At 53.6% G+C, this 19,108-nt stretch carries 15 protein-coding genes and 1 pseudogene; 14 read left to right on the plus strand and 2 right to left on the minus strand.

The annotated features are described in order from the left end of the window. Positions 1 to 489: 489 nt before the first annotated feature. The 4 genes from Q31a_RS09875 (at position 490) to Q31a_RS09890 (ending at position 3,638) form a co-directional block, all read left to right on the plus strand. Complete coding sequence (locus Q31a_RS09875; protein WP_145077099.1) at positions 490 to 861, plus strand: FKBP-type peptidyl-prolyl cis-trans isomerase; 372 nt, start codon at positions 490 to 492, stop codon at positions 859 to 861. Between the two features lie 306 nt (positions 862 to 1,167). Continuing rightward, complete coding sequence (locus Q31a_RS09880; RefSeq protein WP_145077101.1) at positions 1,168 to 1,770, plus strand: YdeI/OmpD-associated family protein; 603 nt, start codon at positions 1,168 to 1,170, stop codon at positions 1,768 to 1,770. Positions 1,771 to 2,209: 439 nt separating this feature from the next. Beyond that, entirely contained in the window at positions 2,210 to 2,701 is a 492-nt protein-coding gene (locus tag Q31a_RS09885; protein WP_145077102.1) for a DUF1569 domain-containing protein, read from the plus strand. Between the two features lie 85 nt (positions 2,702 to 2,786). Continuing rightward, positions 2,787 to 3,638 (plus strand): hypothetical protein, encoded by an 852-nt coding sequence (locus Q31a_RS09890; protein ID WP_145077103.1) that lies wholly within the window; start codon positions 2,787 to 2,789, stop codon positions 3,636 to 3,638. Between the two features lie 490 nt (positions 3,639 to 4,128). Here Q31a_RS09890 and Q31a_RS09895 read toward each other — a convergent pair. Beyond that, positions 4,129 to 5,336, minus strand: a pseudogene (locus Q31a_RS09895) (IS256 family transposase). 253 nt (positions 5,337 to 5,589) lie between these two features. Here Q31a_RS09895 and Q31a_RS09900 point away from each other — a divergent pair. The 9 genes from Q31a_RS09900 (at position 5,590) to rlmN (ending at position 16,345) form a co-directional block, all read left to right on the plus strand. Beyond that, a complete protein-coding gene (locus Q31a_RS09900; protein ID WP_145077104.1) occupies positions 5,590 to 6,780 on the plus strand; it encodes an acyltransferase family protein in 1,191 nt (396 codons plus the stop codon). Positions 6,781 to 7,477: 697 nt separating this feature from the next. Next, entirely contained in the window at positions 7,478 to 8,710 is a 1,233-nt protein-coding gene (locus Q31a_RS09905; protein ID WP_145077105.1) for a glucuronyl esterase domain-containing protein, read from the plus strand. Positions 8,711 to 9,257: 547 nt separating this feature from the next. Continuing rightward, the gene (locus Q31a_RS09910; protein ID WP_145077106.1) at positions 9,258 to 9,746 is read left to right on the plus strand and encodes a DinB family protein; all 489 of its coding nucleotides are present in this window, start codon (positions 9,258 to 9,260) and stop codon (positions 9,744 to 9,746) included. Between the two features lie 793 nt (positions 9,747 to 10,539). Then, a complete protein-coding gene (locus tag Q31a_RS09915) occupies positions 10,540 to 11,016 on the plus strand; it encodes a hypothetical protein (RefSeq protein WP_145077107.1) in 477 nt (158 codons plus the stop codon). 285 nt (positions 11,017 to 11,301) lie between these two features. Further along, on the plus strand, positions 11,302 to 12,501 hold the full coding sequence (locus tag Q31a_RS09920; protein WP_145077108.1) for a winged helix-turn-helix domain-containing protein: 1,200 nt from the start codon (positions 11,302 to 11,304) through the stop codon (positions 12,499 to 12,501). 464 nt (positions 12,502 to 12,965) lie between these two features. Next, a complete protein-coding gene (locus Q31a_RS09925; RefSeq protein ID WP_145077109.1) occupies positions 12,966 to 13,205 on the plus strand; it encodes a hypothetical protein in 240 nt (79 codons plus the stop codon). Between the two features lie 109 nt (positions 13,206 to 13,314). Next, entirely contained in the window at positions 13,315 to 13,563 is a 249-nt protein-coding gene (locus tag Q31a_RS09930) for a hypothetical protein (protein ID WP_145077110.1), read from the plus strand. A gap of 621 nt (positions 13,564 to 14,184) precedes the next feature. Beyond that, a complete protein-coding gene (locus tag Q31a_RS09935; RefSeq protein ID WP_145077111.1) occupies positions 14,185 to 14,472 on the plus strand; it encodes a hypothetical protein in 288 nt (95 codons plus the stop codon). Positions 14,473 to 15,277: 805 nt separating this feature from the next. Continuing rightward, on the plus strand, positions 15,278 to 16,345 hold the full coding sequence (rlmN, locus tag Q31a_RS09945; protein WP_145077115.1) for a 23S rRNA (adenine(2503)-C(2))-methyltransferase RlmN: 1,068 nt from the start codon (positions 15,278 to 15,280) through the stop codon (positions 16,343 to 16,345). Positions 16,346 to 16,349: 4 nt separating this feature from the next. On the opposite strand, the gene ispD is transcribed toward rlmN, so the two are convergent. Continuing rightward, on the minus strand, positions 16,350 to 17,042 hold the full coding sequence (gene ispD / locus Q31a_RS09950) for a 2-C-methyl-D-erythritol 4-phosphate cytidylyltransferase (RefSeq protein WP_197356590.1): 693 nt from the start codon (positions 17,040 to 17,042) through the stop codon (positions 16,350 to 16,352). Between the two features lie 263 nt (positions 17,043 to 17,305). Here ispD and Q31a_RS09955 point away from each other — a divergent pair, with 263 nt between their 5' ends. Continuing rightward, positions 17,306 to 19,081 carry a hypothetical protein gene (locus Q31a_RS09955; protein WP_145077119.1) on the plus strand — a complete coding sequence of 592 codons (1,776 nt, stop codon included), beginning with the start codon at positions 17,306 to 17,308 and terminating at the stop codon, positions 19,079 to 19,081. Positions 19,082 to 19,108 lie beyond the last annotated feature (27 nt).

A 19,108-nucleotide genomic window follows, 5' to 3' on the forward strand; every position in this document is an offset into this window, starting at 1 on the left:
CGAATGCCCGCCGTGGAGCGGGCACTCGATGTTGCTGAACTTAGGGAGTCTTTAGGAAACACCCGTCATGGCGAGTGTTCTCTATTGGTCACGGCCACGACTCGCAAAAGGGAAGCCGAGAATGTCTACTTGGTTGCTTCTGCATCAACCGATTTCAGACGATGATGATGGCTTTCTTCAATCGGATGCCGGATTCTCAACATACTGGGCATTGCCGCATGGATCCGTTTCCGTCTAGAATTTAAGCCCGCAAAACAGCTTCCTGACAACTGATGCGCCCTGAAAGCCGTCAAGAATTGCAAGCCGAACTAGTCTTCCGGTAGAACGGCAAGCAACACCGATAAACGAAATCGATCGAATCGTCAAAGAGCAGGCCGATGCACATGGAGCCGCGGGCTACGCGGGTTTTTGAAATCAACGTCGTTCGTCGTGGCCCGGTGAACGATGGCATGAACGGACTGAAGTCATGAAAGTACCCCGGGGCTTAAGTTGACCGACATCGTAGTTGGATCCGGGCCACCTGCTTTGCCCGGTGACATGGTGCAGTTCAACTACGAATGCCGCCTCAATGGCGGTGACCGGGTAGCTGACTCGTCCGAGTACGGGCCCTATCAATACCGCCTTGGTTGCCGTGAGAGTGCTCCCGGTGTCGAATTCGGACTGATGGGGATGCGAGCAGGAGGTGTTCGCGGCGTTCGCGTTCCACCTCATCTCACCTACGTTGATCGCCAAATTAACCCAGAATTACCTCCGAATGCAGTGCTTCGATACACTCTTGAACTTGTCGCCATCGTTCAGCCGCCCTGGGATTCAGGTATGCGACAACGTCTGGACTGTTCGGGGATCGTTATAAGTGGATAACGATGCGATGGTGACGGAACGGCCATGGGAGAAGAGCGGATTGCGAAGTTTGCGATCGAGATCTGTCCCGACTGCTTGGATCGACACGCAGAAAGAAGGAAAGAATTCAAAGCTGCCCTCCGGAAGATTCCTGAAATAGACAATGTATTTCCCGAATATCCGAGATTCCGAGTACACGCTGTAAACTAAGGAAACGTGACGAACCGTGCGGATGCACTACATTCGCCCAGCCCATCCGACTTGATGTACAATCCACCTAGAGGACCAAAGTGATCCTCGCTGTCCCGCCAACCGATGTCTAGTTTCATGCCTCAACCCGATGCTGCGAGAATTAGGACGTTTGCATCGCCGAACGAACTCGGTCGGTGGCTCGAGGCGAATCACGCCACTGAATGTGAATTGTGGGTGAAGATGTTTAAGAAGACGTCTGGGGTTGCGAGCGTGACATGGGACGACGTCGTGGTTGAGGCGCTGTGCTGGGGTTGGATCGACGGTGTCAAGAAGTCAATCGATGACCAAGTCTATCTCCAGCGGATCACTCCCAGACGAGCGCGCAGCAACTGGTCAAAAAGGAACAAAGCGCATGCGGAACGTTTGATCCGCGAGGGCCGGATGACAGAGTCTGGACTCGTGCATGTTCGTGCCGCCAAAGCGGACGGTCGGTGGGAGAACGCCTATACGGCAAGTGAAACTGAGGTGCCAGCCGATTTCATGGCAGCACTGGAGAGCGAGCCGAAGGCGAAACAATTTTTTGAAACGCTCAACAAATCGAGTCGCTATGTTATCGCCTACGGATTGGCAAGTGCAAAGAAATCCGAAACCAGACAGAAACGATTTGCAAAATTCATGGACATGCTTGTCCGCGAAGAAAATCCGAATTCTGGCCGAAGTAAGGTGAAGAAGGCATAACAACACGCGAAGAACGGAGTTGCCGAGCATGCGGTAAGTGGCGTCGATGCGGACTTTGGCTCCTACCCCTGCCGCAATTGCTTCTGAGCGTCGCTATTTTTCCGGGTTTGAATGCGGTGTGTAGTTGTTGTGGACGCATGCTTTCTTTTTGGAACGGCCCCCCCATTAGCGGTTTCAGGTTGTGCAATTCAAGGCGTTTGGGCAGCTCGGAAGTTGCTCTTGCCACACTCGCCCGCGATATCGGACACTGGGCGATTCTGCTGACTCGGGCGCACGTCAGCGGCTAGAGGGACCGAATGAAACGGTCCGTACTAGACGATGTCACGGAAGTCGAATGGTCTATTGTTGCATCTGCTTGCAAGTCGTTCGCCTGTCCCCTCTAATCGCTACCGTCATCCAACTAACTTAGCCACAACGGCAACAAACGAATTGAACAAGCATGCTTCAAAAGCCCGAACTCGTAACGACAATTCTAGACCGACGTATGGATCTGCGCTACTCTGACTTGGGTGCCGCTTGCGCAGATGTCGTTCGCTTGCGTGATGGCGGTTATGTGCTGGTCGGCAATTGGAGTCTTGCACAAATTCTCGATCATTTGAACATGTCCATGCAGATGACAATCGACGGCGCGGAATTCAAGTTCCCAGCCCTGTTGCGACCGGTAATGAAAATGATGTTCATGCCGACGCTGCGGACGGGCAAACCCTCCAAGCTGCGTGGCAAAGCTCCGAAACAGCTTCAGCCCGCAATAGATCTCGATGAAGGCGCTTGTGCGGACCGGTTCTTCGCACTAGCGAATACCTTAATGAACCTTTCCACCACTTTCGTGACACATTATCCAATGCTGGGGCGACTCAATCGTGAGCAATGGCTATTGCTTCAGCAATGGCACGCCGCCCATCACTTGAGCTTCGTCGTGCCGGACGCCTGACCTCGCCCGTTTTTCATTCCCGTCCAGCCCGCCAACTCGACTATCGCCACTACGTTTGTCGTCTCAATAATCACGGAGGATCACAATGAAAGTAAATGCTGCAATCGCAATTCTCTCTGCTGTCGTAGTACTCACAGAGGCACCGCTGAGCTATGGTCGAATTGATATTAGTCCCAGTCACCAAGAATTCAGCGAACGCAGTTCTTGCAGTGACTACTTGCGGATGCTTCCACCCATGACTGCCCGGAAACTGGCGATTGCGGATGATTTAGCCAGCGAACTGCGAAGTATCGGGCAACGTCGCTTTGAACAGCAGAACAAGCGGATCTCAGAGATCCAATCCTCTGGTGTCGCCATCGAAGATGTTCACGATGGCCTGATTCGGTTTGACAACGTATTAGCCGAACGGCAATTCGAGGAATTGCGTGATTTGCTTCCTCAGGACGAGCTTGACTCGCTGATGGGCGAATATTTTCAGAGATATTCATTCGAGAGACTGCTCGATCCGCTAGTGGCACAATGGTTGTCGATTACAACCGCGGAACTTGCAGCGATGGCTGAACTGCATGTGAAATACCAGTCAGCGATGGCCACGTTCCACGAGAAGTATTTACCCCAAAATCTGGCATCACCTGCGGACAAGCAATCCCGCGTGGTCAAAATATCCAGTGGTGGAGTATCCTTCAGTGGCAACTTCTCGCCAGAAGTCGAGGCGAAGCTGAGAGAGCTTGCACAACTGGAAGCTCGTAGATGGTCAGCAATATCCGAAAAGAAACTGGGGAGATGCTTTGAAAAGATTGGCTTCATCACTCGGAATGAGACGCTAGCAGACTATCTCATCAGGCACCCCGATAAATCGGAAATCTACCTCGAAGAGCTACCTGCATTTGCGATTGCGCGATTGAGGGCAGATGCCGACGCCCAGCGTAGCCGCTAGCACGCATGGTAGCCGCTAGCACGCATGGTAGCCGCTAGCACGCATGCCGACGAACCACGCAATGAACGTGCGTAGTGGAAATGGTTTGAGAGCAAGCGGGTGGGAGTCCCGCCTGAGCAGCTCCGAGCCCGAGGCTCAGTAGCGATTGTTGCAGCGTGCCTGGTAACAGTCACGTTGAAGCGTACACAGAAAGGTAGCGAGGTTGAAAGGTATCGACTGACTGTCGAACCCTGAACGGTATTGAGCCCTGAAATTTGGTTATTGTCGGATCCTACCCAAGGTATGTTCACACTGGACGCCAATACTGACTATCGCGTTTTGGCAAGCGATATTCAGACACCCGGGGTCGAAGGCCCCGTCGCGTTACTCATTATGTTTTCAAGGCAACCAGTGAGATCCTATGCTTCGTGCTCGCGCAGCTGTGCTCGGTCAAGTATTCGAGCTATTGTCAATTGTGTTCTAGGAATTTGAATTAGGCAGCGATTTCTTCCTACATAATTCCGTCTTGGAAGGAACGTCCTTCGATGACGAATGCAATCTGCTCTGATCCTCTAAGCCGCTTCCATTTTTCGGAGGCGGATTGAGCCAACTTGAACATCATTGTCAAGCTGGCGCGTCGTGTACCGTTTCCTATTATCTTTCGATGACGAAGTCGCCTGGTCGCGAAGGTTGACTCGATTGGGTTGGTGGTTCGTAGATGCCCGCAATGTTCAATTGGGAAGACGTTGAACGCTAACTGTTGGTCTCGGTCTTTTCGCAGGTACTCGCAAGCTGGGTGGTACTTTGCATCATATTTCTCGATAGAGTTGCCAAGGCTTACATTGCATCCGCTCGCGTTTCGGCTTGCCATATCTCATGCAGGTCTCCTTTAGCTTTTGGCTGGACGCTCTTGGGCATCTTGTTCAGGACGTTGGCCGTCTTATGAACGCTGCAGCGTTGCTCAGCAGTATCGGGGAATACTTTTCGCAATGCCGCCCAGAAACCCAGTGCTCCATCTCCAACTGCGATCTTGGGTGCCTCACGAAGGCCACGCTGCTTGAGGCTCAATAGCAACTCGGACCAGCTCTGCTCGCTTTCACGATAGCCAGCGTTGCCGGCAATCAACTCCTTCTTGCCGTCAGCCTTAGCACCCATAAGCACCAACATGCACTGTTCTTTATTGGCGGCGTCTGCCAGTCGTACCTTCGCGTGAATGCCATCAGCCCATACGTAAACGTACTTCTTGTCGCTCAAGTCACGTCGGTTCCACGTGCCATATTCTTCTTCCCATTTCTCCTTGAGACGCACTACGACGTTAGCGCTGAGCCCCATTGCGTTTTCGCCCAAAAGCGATTGCAAGGCCTCAGCAAAGTCATCAATCGAAACGCCTTTAAGGTATGGCCATGGAAGCAACTCTTCGATCTTGTCTGTCCGTCTCAAGTAGGCCGAAAGAACACTTGGAGTGAAGCACATGCGATCACCGGCATCGCTACTCTTATCACGTACTCGACCTTGTTTGATTACCACTGCTCCAGCGCCGGTCAGTATATCTCGCGCAGGAAGGCTACCATTCTTCACCATCAAGCGTCGGGCACGCTCGTCCACATGCCTCGAGTGACGTTCGCTGAAGCCCTCTACTTCCGAGTCGATCGCTGTCTGAATCATCCGCCTGGCTCGTTCTCGTACCAGCTCATCGAAAGGGCTCTTGTCATCGAGCAGGCGACGAAATGCTAGACCTCTGAAGCGGTTTCTCGCTCTACTAGCTTTGCTTTGCGTTTTGTCGTACTCTTATTCGTGGCGTGTCCTTGTGCACATTTTGAGCCGTTGAAGTGTGATGACATCAACAGGATACGCCGTTTTTTGTTCATACTTCCAGAACACGACATTTGTTAATACTTCGCTGGCAAGTCGAACATAGGACTTCCTCAACATGGACGACCGAGGTTATCGCAATTGTGCTTCAGAAAATTGAATGCGAAATATAGGCCTTGATCTACTACGGATTTTCGCTGTCCTTCTCGTGATTGGCCGGCATCTTCATCTGCCTGAAAGTTCACCGGATGTGATCAAGGCATGTGCGCGAGGTGGTTGGATCGGTGTGGATCTTTTCTTTGTGTTGAGCGGCTTTCTCGTTTCCTCACTGCTTTTTCGAGAGTACCAAAAGCACGGTTCACTGGACATAAAGCGGTTTCTAATTCGCAGAGCCTTCAAGATCTATCCGGCATTTTGGCTGTTTCTGGCTTTTACTCTAGTGATGAGGTGGTATTTAGGTCAGCAACCGCGCACAAGCCAACTTGTCGGCGAGATTTTCTTTTTTCAGAATTATTTAGGCGGGCTTTGGAATCATACGTGGTCGTTGGCCGTCGAAGAACACTTTTACATCGGCCTAGCATTCCTGGTGACCTGTCTCATCGCGATCGACCCCCGCAGGCCGTTTCGTCGGGTGCCGTTGATTTTTGCGATCATCGCTCTGAGCTGCTTTTCATTTCGCCTCCTCAATCTCGTGTGGTTTCCCGAGTACTCCCATAGGGTGTACCTCTTTGGTACCCACATTCGTATAGACTCACTGATGTTCGGTGTGCTGATTTCCTACCTTTGGAATTACTGCGAACTCGAAAGTCGAACTGCCGGTATCCCAACTTTCCTGTTGGTTGCTTTGGCGGCTGCCCTTCTCTCACCCGCATTTATCTTCCAATTGGAAACGCATAAGTGGATATCTGTTGCTGGTGTCATTCTGTTTTATCTTGGTAGTGGCGTTTTGCTCCTCGCAGCGATTCGATGGAAGACAACAGAATCTGTACTTGTTCAAGGAATTGCCGGCCTTGGCGCTGCAAGCTATTCGATCTACTTGTGGCATATGCCAGTTGCCACCTGGGGGCATGACTGGATCTCCCAAGCGCTAGGCTCGGATAGCTACAACTTGTATCTATTTACTGCAGTAGTTGGTGCGTGTGTATTCGGTTGGTTGCTCAATCGGATGATCGAAAATCCCGTCTTATTGATTCGTGATCGTCTCCTTCCCTCTTATTCGCACGCAGTGAAGGCTGGCGAGCGAAGTGCGGCTAATGTGGGCGTTGAAAGAACGAGCGGCAATGGTGAGTCGCCCCCAGCAGCGTTCGTGACTGTGCAACAATCAGAGGCTGGCTCCCGGGCCGAAGATTAGCTAGGTGTCTCCAGCTCTAGGGCTTGCTGACTTAAGTTTATGTTGACCTGAGCGCCTGCTGAGTTCTGGTGGATTGGTGGCACCCTATATCATTCACTTGTGTCGGCCATCGCTCTTCCGGGCTCACCAGCGTTCTGCCCTTGGATCCTTGATATAGTGCCGCCTCGATACCCCAAGTGTTCCTCTGAAGTTGCTACTGCCGGCCGTGCGGCCGTGGCAGGATGCTGTGGCAGCGCGCCATTGGCGTTGCTGTGGAGGAATTCGCGAAGCGTGTGCTGTCTGTCCGCGCGTCAACGCTCCAATTCCGGAGACCCGCGGGGCAGGAATTCCGATTCGGACTTAGAGTCAGAAAATCTGAGACCGACTTTCCGGTTTGGGCAGGCCAGCAACCCTGCGTTCAGCAAGTCTAGAAAGAGTCATTTGTCGTCTAACGGCATGCGGGGGACCTAGGAGATGCGGATGACGGAGCTCGCGTGACGTGAAGGTTGTCTGTCTGTTCGAGTGATACGATCCGCCCGAGGGAGAAGACGGAGTGGACATCGCGCGTATGACATAGTATCCGGCTGCGTTTCCTGCTGGCTCGATACTTTTTGACACTGCAAGCAGGTAGAATGGGGTGCGCGCGATGAGCGTTCTGCGGCGCGTTCTGCCAATCGAGAGTAGCTTCCAAGCAACATATTTCTAGGATAAGTAAATCATGCTTCGTATTCCGATGGTGGCAATTCTATTGGCGGTCGGTACTTTGGTATCGGTAGCAAAAGAACCCGCTGACACGAACTACGACGAGTCCAAGGTTCCCTCGTACGACCTGCCAGACGTTTTGATTGACAATGCAGGCAAGTCGGTTGCAAGAGACGAGTGGGTAAGGTACCGGCGGGCGGAGGTGCAGCGGTTGTTCGAAGATGCGGTATATGGCAAAACACCCGATCAAAAGTTGGCGGTCAGGTACGAAGAGATTGAAACCGATCCCAAGGCGCTGGACGGGCGTGCCACACGCAAGCAAATTGCCGCATTTTTTGGTGACGAAGCGTATCGGCTCGACATCTTAATGTACATCCCCAACAAGTCGGACGGCCCAGCTGCTGGATTTGTCGGGTTGAATTTCAACGGCAACTATACGGTGCATGCAGACCCCGCGATCATCGAGCGAAGCACAGGAAAGGGACGCGGCACGTCCGCCAGTCGATGGCAGGTAGAGAAAATTATTGACCAGGGATACGCGCTCGCGACGGTTCACCGTGATCAGGTTGATCCCGACAATTACCAAAATGACTTCACCGATGGCGTCCATCCCCTGTTCTATGGTGAAGGACAAACGAAGCCCGAGCCGACGGAATGGGGAGCGATCGGTGCCTGGGCGTGGAGCTTGTCGAGAATTCTCGACTACTTAGAAACGAACGATCAGATCGATGCGTCAAAAATTGCAGTCATCGGGCACTCCAGACTGGGAAAAGCGGCGCTTTGGGCAGGAGCACAGGACGCTCGGTTCGCGATGGTGATCAGCAATGATTCCGGTTGTGGTGGAGCGGCGCTATATCGGCGTTGCTATGGTGAGCGGATTCATCACATGATCAAGCCGGTCGGCTACTGGTTCTGCACCAACCATCAGCAGTACCAAAAGAGAGAACAAGCACTGCCGGTGGATCAGCACATGCTACTGGCGCTGGTCGCACCTCGCCCGCTCTATGTTGCCAGTGCCACGAACGATCGTTGGGCCGATCCCAAGGGGGAGTATCTTGCAGCAAGGCATGCGAGTCCGGTGTATGAACTCTTCGATAAGCCTGCTTTGTCGCAGGACAACCCGCCCGCACCCGATAAACCGATCCATACGACTATTGGCTACCACTTGCGGACTGGTGATCACAATGTCACAGCCTATGATTGGGACCAGTATCTGGCGTTTGCCGATCGCCATTGGAATAGTGAATGATGGGCGGTGCACTTGGTCAGGAAAGTCGAGGGGCTCGTAAGTATTGGGTTCTGCAAGTATGAGGATTGGGCGAGGCGGTGGATGGTGGACGAATAGCCGGAGATCGTCTGCGCGCGTCGACCGGCAGATCTGGGTACGGCCTTGCTGAACAATCCGCAGTACGTGAGCTCAGATGGCCAGGCGACGTCTGGTGCAAGGAATTCGGAGGAAATAAAGATCCAAGGGGTTTGCGACCGTTTCACGCCAATTGCCCTGCCACGGAAAGTTGTGTGCCGTGTAGGACACGAATGCGATAGGTACGTGCCGTAGGATCGGTTTCAACACTTGTTGCTCGGTCCTACTTGGATCGGTATGCTTGGGACTTACTGGTTCGACGCGGCTTGTGCGGGGGGGGGCTGGCCGATGAGCCATTCGCAAACGCTGGCTAGAATCGTTTGGTGCGCACCAAGTCGGGAATTGGGCAACTCGGTGGTAAGGGAGTCGTCCTCGCGATTGGCGTGAGTTCCGCACTTTTTCGGCTAAAACCCACAGCTAGAAAGAAATCGCAATGCTTGAACGCGAATCCGCAATCAACAAGTTTCAGCTCGGTGTATTCTCCTTGGTGGTTAAAGATATCGCCTCAGAGAATCTCTATACTGCCGGAAGTGGCCATGGGCATTCTCCCATTTGGCTTTTAGGGCATTTAGCGATATGTGCTGAAATTGGTCAGGGGATGCTTGGCGGTGCAATTGAACATGATTCGTGGCTGCCGATTTTCGGTGCTGGCTCGTCCGGTCAGGTCGAGAGGGACGCTAGTTTTTCGAAAGATGGTTTCGTCGATGCAACCATTACCGGCTACGAAAAACTTCAAGCATTGGCAATGGATCCTGCTGCTGGTTCTTTGCTTGAACTCGACCATGGATTTGCGCCGTTCGCAAACACTCCCATATCGAATGTAGGTGATTTTGTCGGTCTCTTGCTCACCAATCATTTCGGATTTCACCTTGCCCAGCTTTCGAGTTGCCGTCGCGAGCGTGGACATTCCTACTTGTTCTAAGAGAGTACTGCTTTTAAGAGAATACAGCGGGGGATGTCAGAGAGTTGCGGCGGGGTGGGAGTGTGGAGCGGTGCTACAGATTGAATTCGCGTCTGCGGGATCGCAAGCGCGGTTGAACTTGCCAGCCTGTTTCTTCCCGCTGCGAAAGAATCTCGGTCAGACGTATTGCAAGCGGAATGAGAGCTAGAGGGCATCCTGGTACTCGTGCAGTGCTGGTGGAGCAGTGTCGAGCGGCAACTCTTGCAACACACCAGGCACGATCCGCCGATGCAGTGTTTGGCGGTTCAGTAGTGGGATTGATTATCCCGTGAGATCGAGTTGCCGTCGTTGGAATCAGGAGGGGCGAGAGAAGAAGAGTCGCCAGGAATAGCTTGTAGTTCAGCTTCGCAAAGTGAGAAGCCCATTTTCTGACCGGTGAATCGAAGGCAAGGAATTGCCTTCTTTTGCAAAAGCTCTCCTATCCGAAAGCCGGCTAGGGCTGATGTTTTTCACGTTGGGTTTACGTCTGATGAACAGGCAACTTTTTCGTTTCAGCCTAGCCATGCTCATTGTGACTGTGTCTGTAATCTAGACGAAGCAAGCGATAGTCGAATAAGGGGTGCTTTTCCTGAGGCAGAAATTCGTGGTAAAGTTTCTGGCAGGTGATGGTGACGCCCAGTCCCTCGAGCTTGTTGCCCGTTGAACCTGCACTCTCCAGTCCACCCTACACGTTGAGTCCATAGGCGTCGCTGGAGCGAGACGCCTTCCATGCCATATGCCAGGGGATCCTGGCTGCAATTCGCAAAGGAACAACATGATCAAGATTCCCTTCTCCGATTGGCGTAAAGAGCTACTCAAAAATTCCAAGCTGGTTCAGGACGATGATGACACCACGCCAACGGAAGAGGCGGAGCGGCGATTTAATCGGTATATCCAACTCGTTGACATGGTGAATGGAAAGGAAGCACAGGAGGTCTTTCAGGCATTGGTTGATTCGATTCGCGTTCCTGAGGACTATGGTGCGTTCGAAGCAGTGCACCGAGCGCTGTGGAAGTTCTCTCCGGACGACTTTGCAGACTACTTTGTTGCCGCGTTACCGAAGCTCATTAGGCGAATGGCTAAGCACGATCAGGTGGTCAGATTTTTAATTCCATTGACCGGGCATGCGCGGCGCAAGTATCTGCCTGCGTTTCACGCGGCACTTGATCGAGCTTCCCCTGGAGATCGCAGGACAATTCTCAATTTCGTGAAGAGAAATTCTGAAGAACTTGGTGACGTTCTTCCGCTCTAGCCACGATTCAGACACCGTAAGGTTTTAGCGTTCTGAGAATGGCGACTGCTGCTCTTCCGCTCGCGACCCGCACCGAACCGCGGGGTTGCGAAACTTCTACGGTTTCGTTCCCCAGGTGGATTCCGTCCTGGCGTTGGAGTTGTAGGCTGCAGAAATCGCTGGATGGATTCATGGGAGCAGGTTGCCGCGGGCGTGCAGCCAGAATAGGATCTTTGCGTGTCGGCGCGAGATTGATTGGGCTTGCCCATTGTGGTGAGGGCTGGTTCGCTAGTAATTGCTGGATTCATGAAAGAAACGCTCTCCATCAAGCAAGCCAGAAAGCTGGTTCTCCTATCCCAGGGGCTGCCGCCGACGAAGCAGGCCGGTTCTGCAATTGCAGCCACACTCTCGGCGATTGAACAGCTGGGCTATATCCAAATCGATACTATCTCCGTCGTTCAGCGGGCTCATCATCACACCTTGTGGAATCGCAATCCACGCTACAAAGCTTCTCAGCTCGATCAGCTGCTTTCCGACAAGCAGGTTTTTGAGTACTGGTCCCATGCGGCCGCCTACCTGCCGATGCGAGATTACCGGTTTAGTCTGCCGCGTAAGCATGCGTTGGCAAGCGGTAAGCAACGGCACTGGTATAAATGCGATAAGCGGATGCTGGATTTGGTGCTTAGACGCATTGCCAAGGAAGGTCCTTTGATGGCAAGGGATTTCGAGCACACGGGCAAAAGAATTGGTGAATGGAAATCAAAGCCTGCCAAACAGGCCCTGGAGTATCTGTTTATGCAGGGGGAGCTGATGGTCGCGACCCGTGTTAATTTCCATAAGGTGTATGATCTTACGGAACGAGTATTGCCCGCAGGCCTGAACACGACTTTCCCCGCATCGGAGGAATACGCTCGATTTCTGATTGCACAGTATTTGCGTGCCAACGGTTTGGGACAGCCGGCCGAAATTGCCTATTTGCGGACCGAGACGAAACCGCTTGTTACCGAGGCCTTGGCAGACATGGTTTCTACGGGAGAACTGCTGCAGGTGGGGGTTGCCGGTAAGCCCTACTATGCTTTGCCAGCCTCCTTGGACCTGTTAAGCAAACCGTTGGCTCGCAGTAAACTGAAAATACTGTCGCCATTCGACAATCTCGTCATTCAACGCCAGCGGATGAAGGGGCTGTTCGGATTCGATTACCTTATCGAGTGCTATGTGCCTGAGCCCAAGCGTCGATACGGATACTTTTCTCTGCCGATTCTATGGGATGGGAAGCTGGTCGCTCGGATGGACTGTAGAACCGACAGGAGTGATTCACTACTGCATCTCCAGCACCTTGCTCTGGAACCCGGCCTCTCCGGCACCGATGCAATGTTCCTCGCGCTGCGCAAGGAACTTCAACCCTTTCTGCAGTTCAATGACTGCGACGCGGTGCGGGTCCACAGGACCACCCCGGCTAGCGCTAAACCGGAGTTGCAGAAGCTACTCAATACTTTTACACGCTGAGGCGTCGTTGCAGAGTTTTTTTCGTTTTGAGGGGATCGCAGATGCATTGGCATCTGCGGCCTCCTATTTCAACGATCCGTTCCTGGATTAACTGCTCGAACCGCTCCCCGACCTAAGAGAGTCGACTCAAAATCGATTGAGGGAGTGGCGGTTGTAAGACGTTCTTGGCGTCGCTGGTCAGCTAGGCCGCAATGCAAATAGATGCATCAGTTGGAAGTGAGGGGACAGCAGGAGGGCTCCGCCGTAGGTGGGTGAGCAGGCTACGGGGGGCGGGAGAGTGGGGAGTAGTCCGTGTGGTGGCGACTTGTGTTTCTTTGTGGAATGTTGCGGTTGGCGGCTGTAAATGTGCTAGGCTGCCGTCGCTAAACGCAGACCGCTACATTGCTTTCGTCAACTGCAAAAGCAGCTCTATTGAGTGGTAGATCGGCCTGTACAATCCCAACTGAAATGCATGAAACCTCGATATGGCTACCAGCACTCCGGAGCTGATCGCTCGTTTCTCTGCTAGGGATGAAAATGGAAACGAGTACGTTCTGATGCAATACGTGATGGTGACGCAAAGCGGTAGCAATCCGCCGACGCGCACCGAGTATATCCTGACCGATGACCGCCGCCTGGTGCGCTGGATTGCGGAAGGAGAGTACCGGTTAGGCGACCAAGACGAAGAAACGAAGCTCTTTTCGAATGATCCCCAGGCTCCTTGATTGCCCCATTTCGCGGGGAGATTTCTTGAGACGGGTTGTTTTAGCGGGAAGTGATAGTGCTGACTACTTTCCGTGTTCGCTCATGCCTCTAAGGTTGTCTGATTTCGAAATGCCCGATACTATTCCGCGTTTGCTAGCTCGTTTTGAAGTCAAAGACAACAACGGAAACGACTACATCTTGTCGCACTATGTCACGTCTACCCAAGTGGGGATGAGCAAGGGAATGTATCGACGCGATCCGCTACAGTATTTTCTCACTGAAGATAGACAGCTTGTGCGTTGGGTTGCCGAAGGGCGGTTCGAGATTTGCAGCAACGCAAATACCGAGCTCTTTTCGAGCGATTACCAAGCTCCCTGACCAAGCGATGGCACGGCGCAAACACATTCAGGTTCGATTGAATCGAGAGGGGAAGGATCAAGGCGTTGAATGCCTCGTCCTCATCTAGCTTGCAGGCGGATACTGCGGCAAGATTCATGGTGAGGGGACGTTGTCGGTGTCCTAGTTGTCGGTGTCCTAGTTGTCGGTGTCCTAGTTGTCGGTGTCCTAGTTGCCGGGCGCATCGGCACGCACTGGCGGCTGTATATCTCGTTGCTGTAAGGCGAAGTGCACTTCTTGCATCCAAATTGCGAAACCGTTAATCTTGGAAGCGGTGTGAGCAATTCAACGGAAGGTGGCGGCTATGAGGAACGAGCGGATTGCGAGTTCTTGCATAGGCCCAATACGCGCCAAACGCGATCCCTGTCGTCGTCGCGGACTTTCTGTTTTGCTGGTACGCCTAGGAGGGGGGGCGTGGCTTGCCGTCAGAGCACCTTGCCGTCATAGCACATAGGGTTGCATCCGGATTCGCGTCGGTCACCCACTTGCAACCGCTGCTGTACGGCTGGAGTTTCATTTCGCAGATCCTAAGCTATTGAGCGGCTTCCAAAATTGAACCCCTACGATACTCCGAAATCCAGCGCTCAAGTCCGTCCTCGGAAAGTGCGTTGGTGGTTAGTCTTGCTGTGGTTGGTCTACCTGCTTCCGGCGATGCTGCTTTCGGTTCTGTTGTTGATGACAGCAGCCAGAGAATTGTCATATTTGGGTGGTGAGTGGCTGACTTGGTCGCCCGGTGAAATTTCACGGCGCTGGCTCTCTCAATTTGCCGCGGGCACAGTATCGGTAGTGCTCATATTAGCCGTCGGTCTCTTGGTTGTGCTGTCGAGAAACAGGGCCGCGGTTCTCCTCGCGACGATCGATGCCGTAATCCTGGCAATTTATATTTACTGAAGACTCGACCTTGGTGGCGGGGGCTCCCTTAAGAGAGAAATCCTTTCACGAAATTGTTGGGCTTTACGTCCGTAAGAGCGGAATAAAGCTATCGATTTCTCTGGTGGACAATAGGAATGGTGAACGTTTCGTTCGATTCGTGGAGCGTGTGGAGCAGACGATGGTCGCTTACGGTCGCAGCGTCAAATACTATGATATCGTTTCCGAACATCTGTTCCTTCGCCTTGCCAACGGACTGTTGGTCGTGACGATGAAGCCCAAAGAGGGGGCTGATCCACGCGCAGGTCAACCATTGACTGGAGCAGTCCGCCGGTACGGGATTGGCCGGAGGGAGATTGCCGCCTATTTCCTGGACGCCAACAGGGACGCCCCGGGAGATTTTGCGTGGGTGTCCCAAAGTAGATGGAAGCGTAATGCCGCCCAACAGAGCGACCAATGCGGTCGCTTGTTGTCTGCGGTTGGCCACTGTATGGGGGGCGCGCTGACAGCAAGGTGCTCGGACAGCGGACGGAGATCGAGAGCGACGTTGGCAGCAGGGGCCTCAGCCTTGTGTGGAGCGAGGGTTTTCATTAAGTATCCCTTTTTAGGAAGGCGACCGGATGGCAGACATACCCCTCCCGGTGGTGTTACAGGGTAGCCGCTGTCTTGGCTGCAAGTACCGGCGGTTGATCACTAGTGGAAGTGGCTCCGTTTTTTTGCTCTGTCAGTATGGTTTGGTCGAAGAATCGTGGCCTAAATACCCTTCTCAGCCAGTTGCTGAGTGTCGGCACTTCCAAGAAGCTCGAATTGCGACCAAACTAGGTGAATGAAAACACCAATCTGCAATAGCGACGCGCGCCCTCACATCCTCGATCTCCAAACCTCGGAGCTGAAGAGCTGGTTGACCGAGCGCGGTTATCCCGGGTTTCGCACCGACCAAATCCAAGGGTGGCTGTTAACAAGGCGGGCGGAATCGTTTGATTCGATGAGCGATTTGCCTAAGAAGTTGCGGACGGAGCTTGAGAGCTCGTTTCGTCTGTGGACGGCTTCCGTCGACGCCCACCAGACTGCGGACGATGGAACCGAAAAGCTGCTTTTGAAGCTCTCCGATGGTGGGAAAATCGAATGCGTGTTGCTGCGTGAGGAGGGCCGCAGGTCTATTTGCGTTAGCAGCCAAGTGGGCTGTGCGATGGGCTGCGTCTTCTGTGCCAGCGGTCTGGATGGCGTCGATCGCAATTTGTCCCGCGGAGAGATCTTGGAGCAGATGTTGCGGCTGCAACGCTTGCTGCCCGAGCAAGAGAGATTGAGCCACATTGTGATGATGGGCATGGGAGAGCCACTCGCGAATCTTGACTCGGTCCTAGGAGCATTGGAGGTCGCCAAGGATGCTAAAGGGCTGGGGATTAGTCCACGCCGCATTACGATCAGTACGGTGGGACTACCGGCTTCCATTGACCGATTGGCCAAGTACTCAACTCCCTTTCATTTAGCCATTAGCTTGCATGCCCCGAACAATGCCTTGCGTGACCGCTTGGTTCCGGTGAATGCCAAGATCGGCATAGACGATATCCTGGCTGCATCCGATCGCTATTTTGAGGCCACCGGACGCAGGTTGACGTTCGAGTACGTGTTACTGGATGGCATTAACGACTCGCTGGAATGCGCTCAACAGTTGGTCCAATTGCTGCGGGGCCGCATCAGCATGCTCAACGTAATCCCGTACAATCCTGTCGCTGGTCTGCCTTACGCGACGCCGTCCGGAGAGGCGATTCACGCGTTCCGCAACTATCTGGTGGACGGAGGAATCAACGTGATGTTTCGCCAACGCAAAGGGGATGGTATCGATGCTGCCTGTGGGCAGCTGCGACGCAATCGGGAGAAGATCGCTGAGTAAGCGGTCAGCTCGTGCGACTTTGGAGTGTGAATTCAACGAAGAGGAGATCTGCCTGCGTAGTGACTTTGATATTCTGCGGGCTATCTTCCACAATGGTAACGGGGTATCCGGTGGCTTCCAAGATCGATGCGTCATCGGTTGCCAAACTCGGATTGGAGTGTTCGGCATAGGCCCCTTCTAGCACCGTTCGGCGAAAGACCTGAGGTGTTTGCGCGAGCCAGAGTTGGTCGCGAGGAACGGTTTCTACGATGCATCCGCGTGCATCGGCGCGTTTGAGCGTCGAGCTACAGGGAATGGCTAAGATGGCTGCATCGCTGGCTTCTGCGGCAGCAAAGACTCGGTCGATCGAGGAGTCCAGCACGCAGGGACGGGCGGCATCGTGGATTGCCACAAAGGGAATGTCGGCCCGGACGGCGGCGAGTCCTTTCAGCACGCTGTCGGCACGTTGTGCGCCTCCAAGGACAACCTGCACACCGAGTCTTGCGGCCATGGCAGCTTGCTGCTGCTGGAACATGTCTTGGTCCTCTGCCGCAATCACCAGTATCAATTGTGCGACATCGGCACGCTTGGCGAAGGCATGAGCCGCATGCATCCACATGGGCTGGGAATCGACGTTCGTGAACACCTTCTTCTGGTCGGGAGAAGCAAAGCGGCTGCTTTTACCGGCGGCAGCTAAGATGACAGCAAAAGCGTTCAATTTTATGTGCCTCGCAAGATGGGCGTGCGTCTAGTAATAGTTCTCCGAGCGTGCGAACGCCGTTGGGGTGATTGGCATCCGCCCTTTTTTCTACTTAACCCATGAATCTGGCAGAGCAGGGTAAAAGTGTAAGCTATTTTTGGGGGTTAGTGCTCCGTTACTGCCTGACTTTGGGGTTCGGCGAATTTGTAGAGTACTCGTGTTCTCTGCAAATTCTTGACGACGTGCCCAGACCCTCCAGATTTGCCCATGTGGAATAGCTCATGCAATCGGTAGATTCGGCATCTCAGCCACTGTTACCCGAAGCAGCGTTGGCTTCGCGGCTTCTATTCGCTCCGCAGTTGCCCACTGCGCCGCTCAAATGGCTTGCAGCGCCCCGTTCCGTACCGGCGGCTTCCAGGCCTCCGTCGGAGCTGCAGCAAGTGCTCGATGAGATTTTTACTCCCCTCCAATCCCTAGCCTCCAAGTGGCAGAAGAGAGAAGTGGAGTCTGCGTCGGAGTGGTTTGCCCAAACTCTGGAAATACTCGACTCGCAGGATTTGGCGCAGGACCGCGCCTTCAAGTCGCGACTGATCCTCAGCTGTCTACTGCCAATTTACCGCGGGCTTTCGGCGAGCAGTCTAACCGAATGCATGGAGCAAAGTCGTTTTCGCCTATCAGAGGCATGGGTCGTAGGAGGTTTGAGCCTTGAATTCGGTGCCGATCTCACCTCGGTTTTGGAACGCTGCGAACGATTGAATCACTCGCCAGAGGAAGTTTTGGAAGAGCAGCTCCAAATTGATCTGAGTACCCTGACGCAACTGACTTTGGCTGCATGGCAAAATTTTGATCCCGATGGGAGCGAAATTAGTAGCGAAACAAAATTACTGTTGCTGAGTGCTGATCCCAAGGATTATTCGGACTTTACGCCAGAATGGGCCAAATTGTCCGTGTTATGGCGCATCGCCAACGATCTCGTCGAGGGACTTCCTGAGATGGTCCTGCCACGATCCTGGATTGATGTCGATGTGCAGTGGGAGTTAGTGGTCGAGCACTGGGAGCGAATCGACGCTATCCTCCATAAGGCGGCTGGTGAAATGGGCGGTTCCTCTCAGCCGGCAGGGATTGCTGGCGGCGAGGTGGAATCCTCCAGCGAAGACGCGGCAGAGGAACAAACGGATCCGGCAGGCGAAGACGGCCTCCCTCGGGATGAGCAAGTGCAAGCCGGCCTCCTTCGGGATGAGCAAGAGAAAGGGGTGCGAATTGATTCGGGGACGGTCGTATCCGATGAAGGCTCCACGCAACCGACGCGTGCATCGCATCTGAGTTGTGTGGATGGTGGAAGTTCGGAAGAGCCGGTAATTGCCGTCGATCCCCCGATTGGAACGCCTGAAGTGATTGCCCATGTGCAGAATACGATCGCTACGCTCAAGGAGCTCGCAGATCTGAATGCAGAAGAGCTGGACGGGCCGCTGGACGGGCGGCGTGCGGATTCAATGTCTGCACCCAGCAGGCCAGATCCCAAGCTCATCATCTCCGAAATTCGTTCGCACAATGATCCCATTTTTGTCAGTGTCATCCAGCGGCAGATTGCACTGTGCCACAACGAAGATCGGTCGATCTCCCTAGCCTCGATCGTGGTGACTCCGGAGAATGCAGCGGACCAGTGCGACGCTTGTCGACTTTTAGAAAATGGACTGGCTATTTGGCAGCAGAGGCTCGCGCGGTGGGTGGTAGATCACCCCAGCGTGATTCAGCCTAAACTATTTCGCAGTACCGAAGGCGAGTTGATTCTGTGTCTTTTGGATATCGAACGCAGTGAATGCACCGCGATGCTTCGGCAAGGGTTGATGGAAATTTTAACGGGCAAGCGATTGGATTCGACCGCTGGGACACTTGCAAGAGTCCCGGTCCCGGCCAAGTTTCATGTTGGAATCTCCACGAAGTCCTGTCCTGGTAGAGCATTTTCTCCGGAGCAAATCATTGCGCCCTGCCGGACGTGTCTCGACGCGGCGAAGCAGTTTGGTTCGGCTTCGATCAAGAGCATTGAAGTTTACTGAACACTGCCTAGGAGGCCGCACCATCGA

The sequence above is a fragment of the Aureliella helgolandensis genome (assembly GCF_007752135.1).
In the GTDB taxonomy this organism is placed as follows: Bacteria; Planctomycetota; Planctomycetia; order Pirellulales; family Pirellulaceae; genus Aureliella; species Aureliella helgolandensis.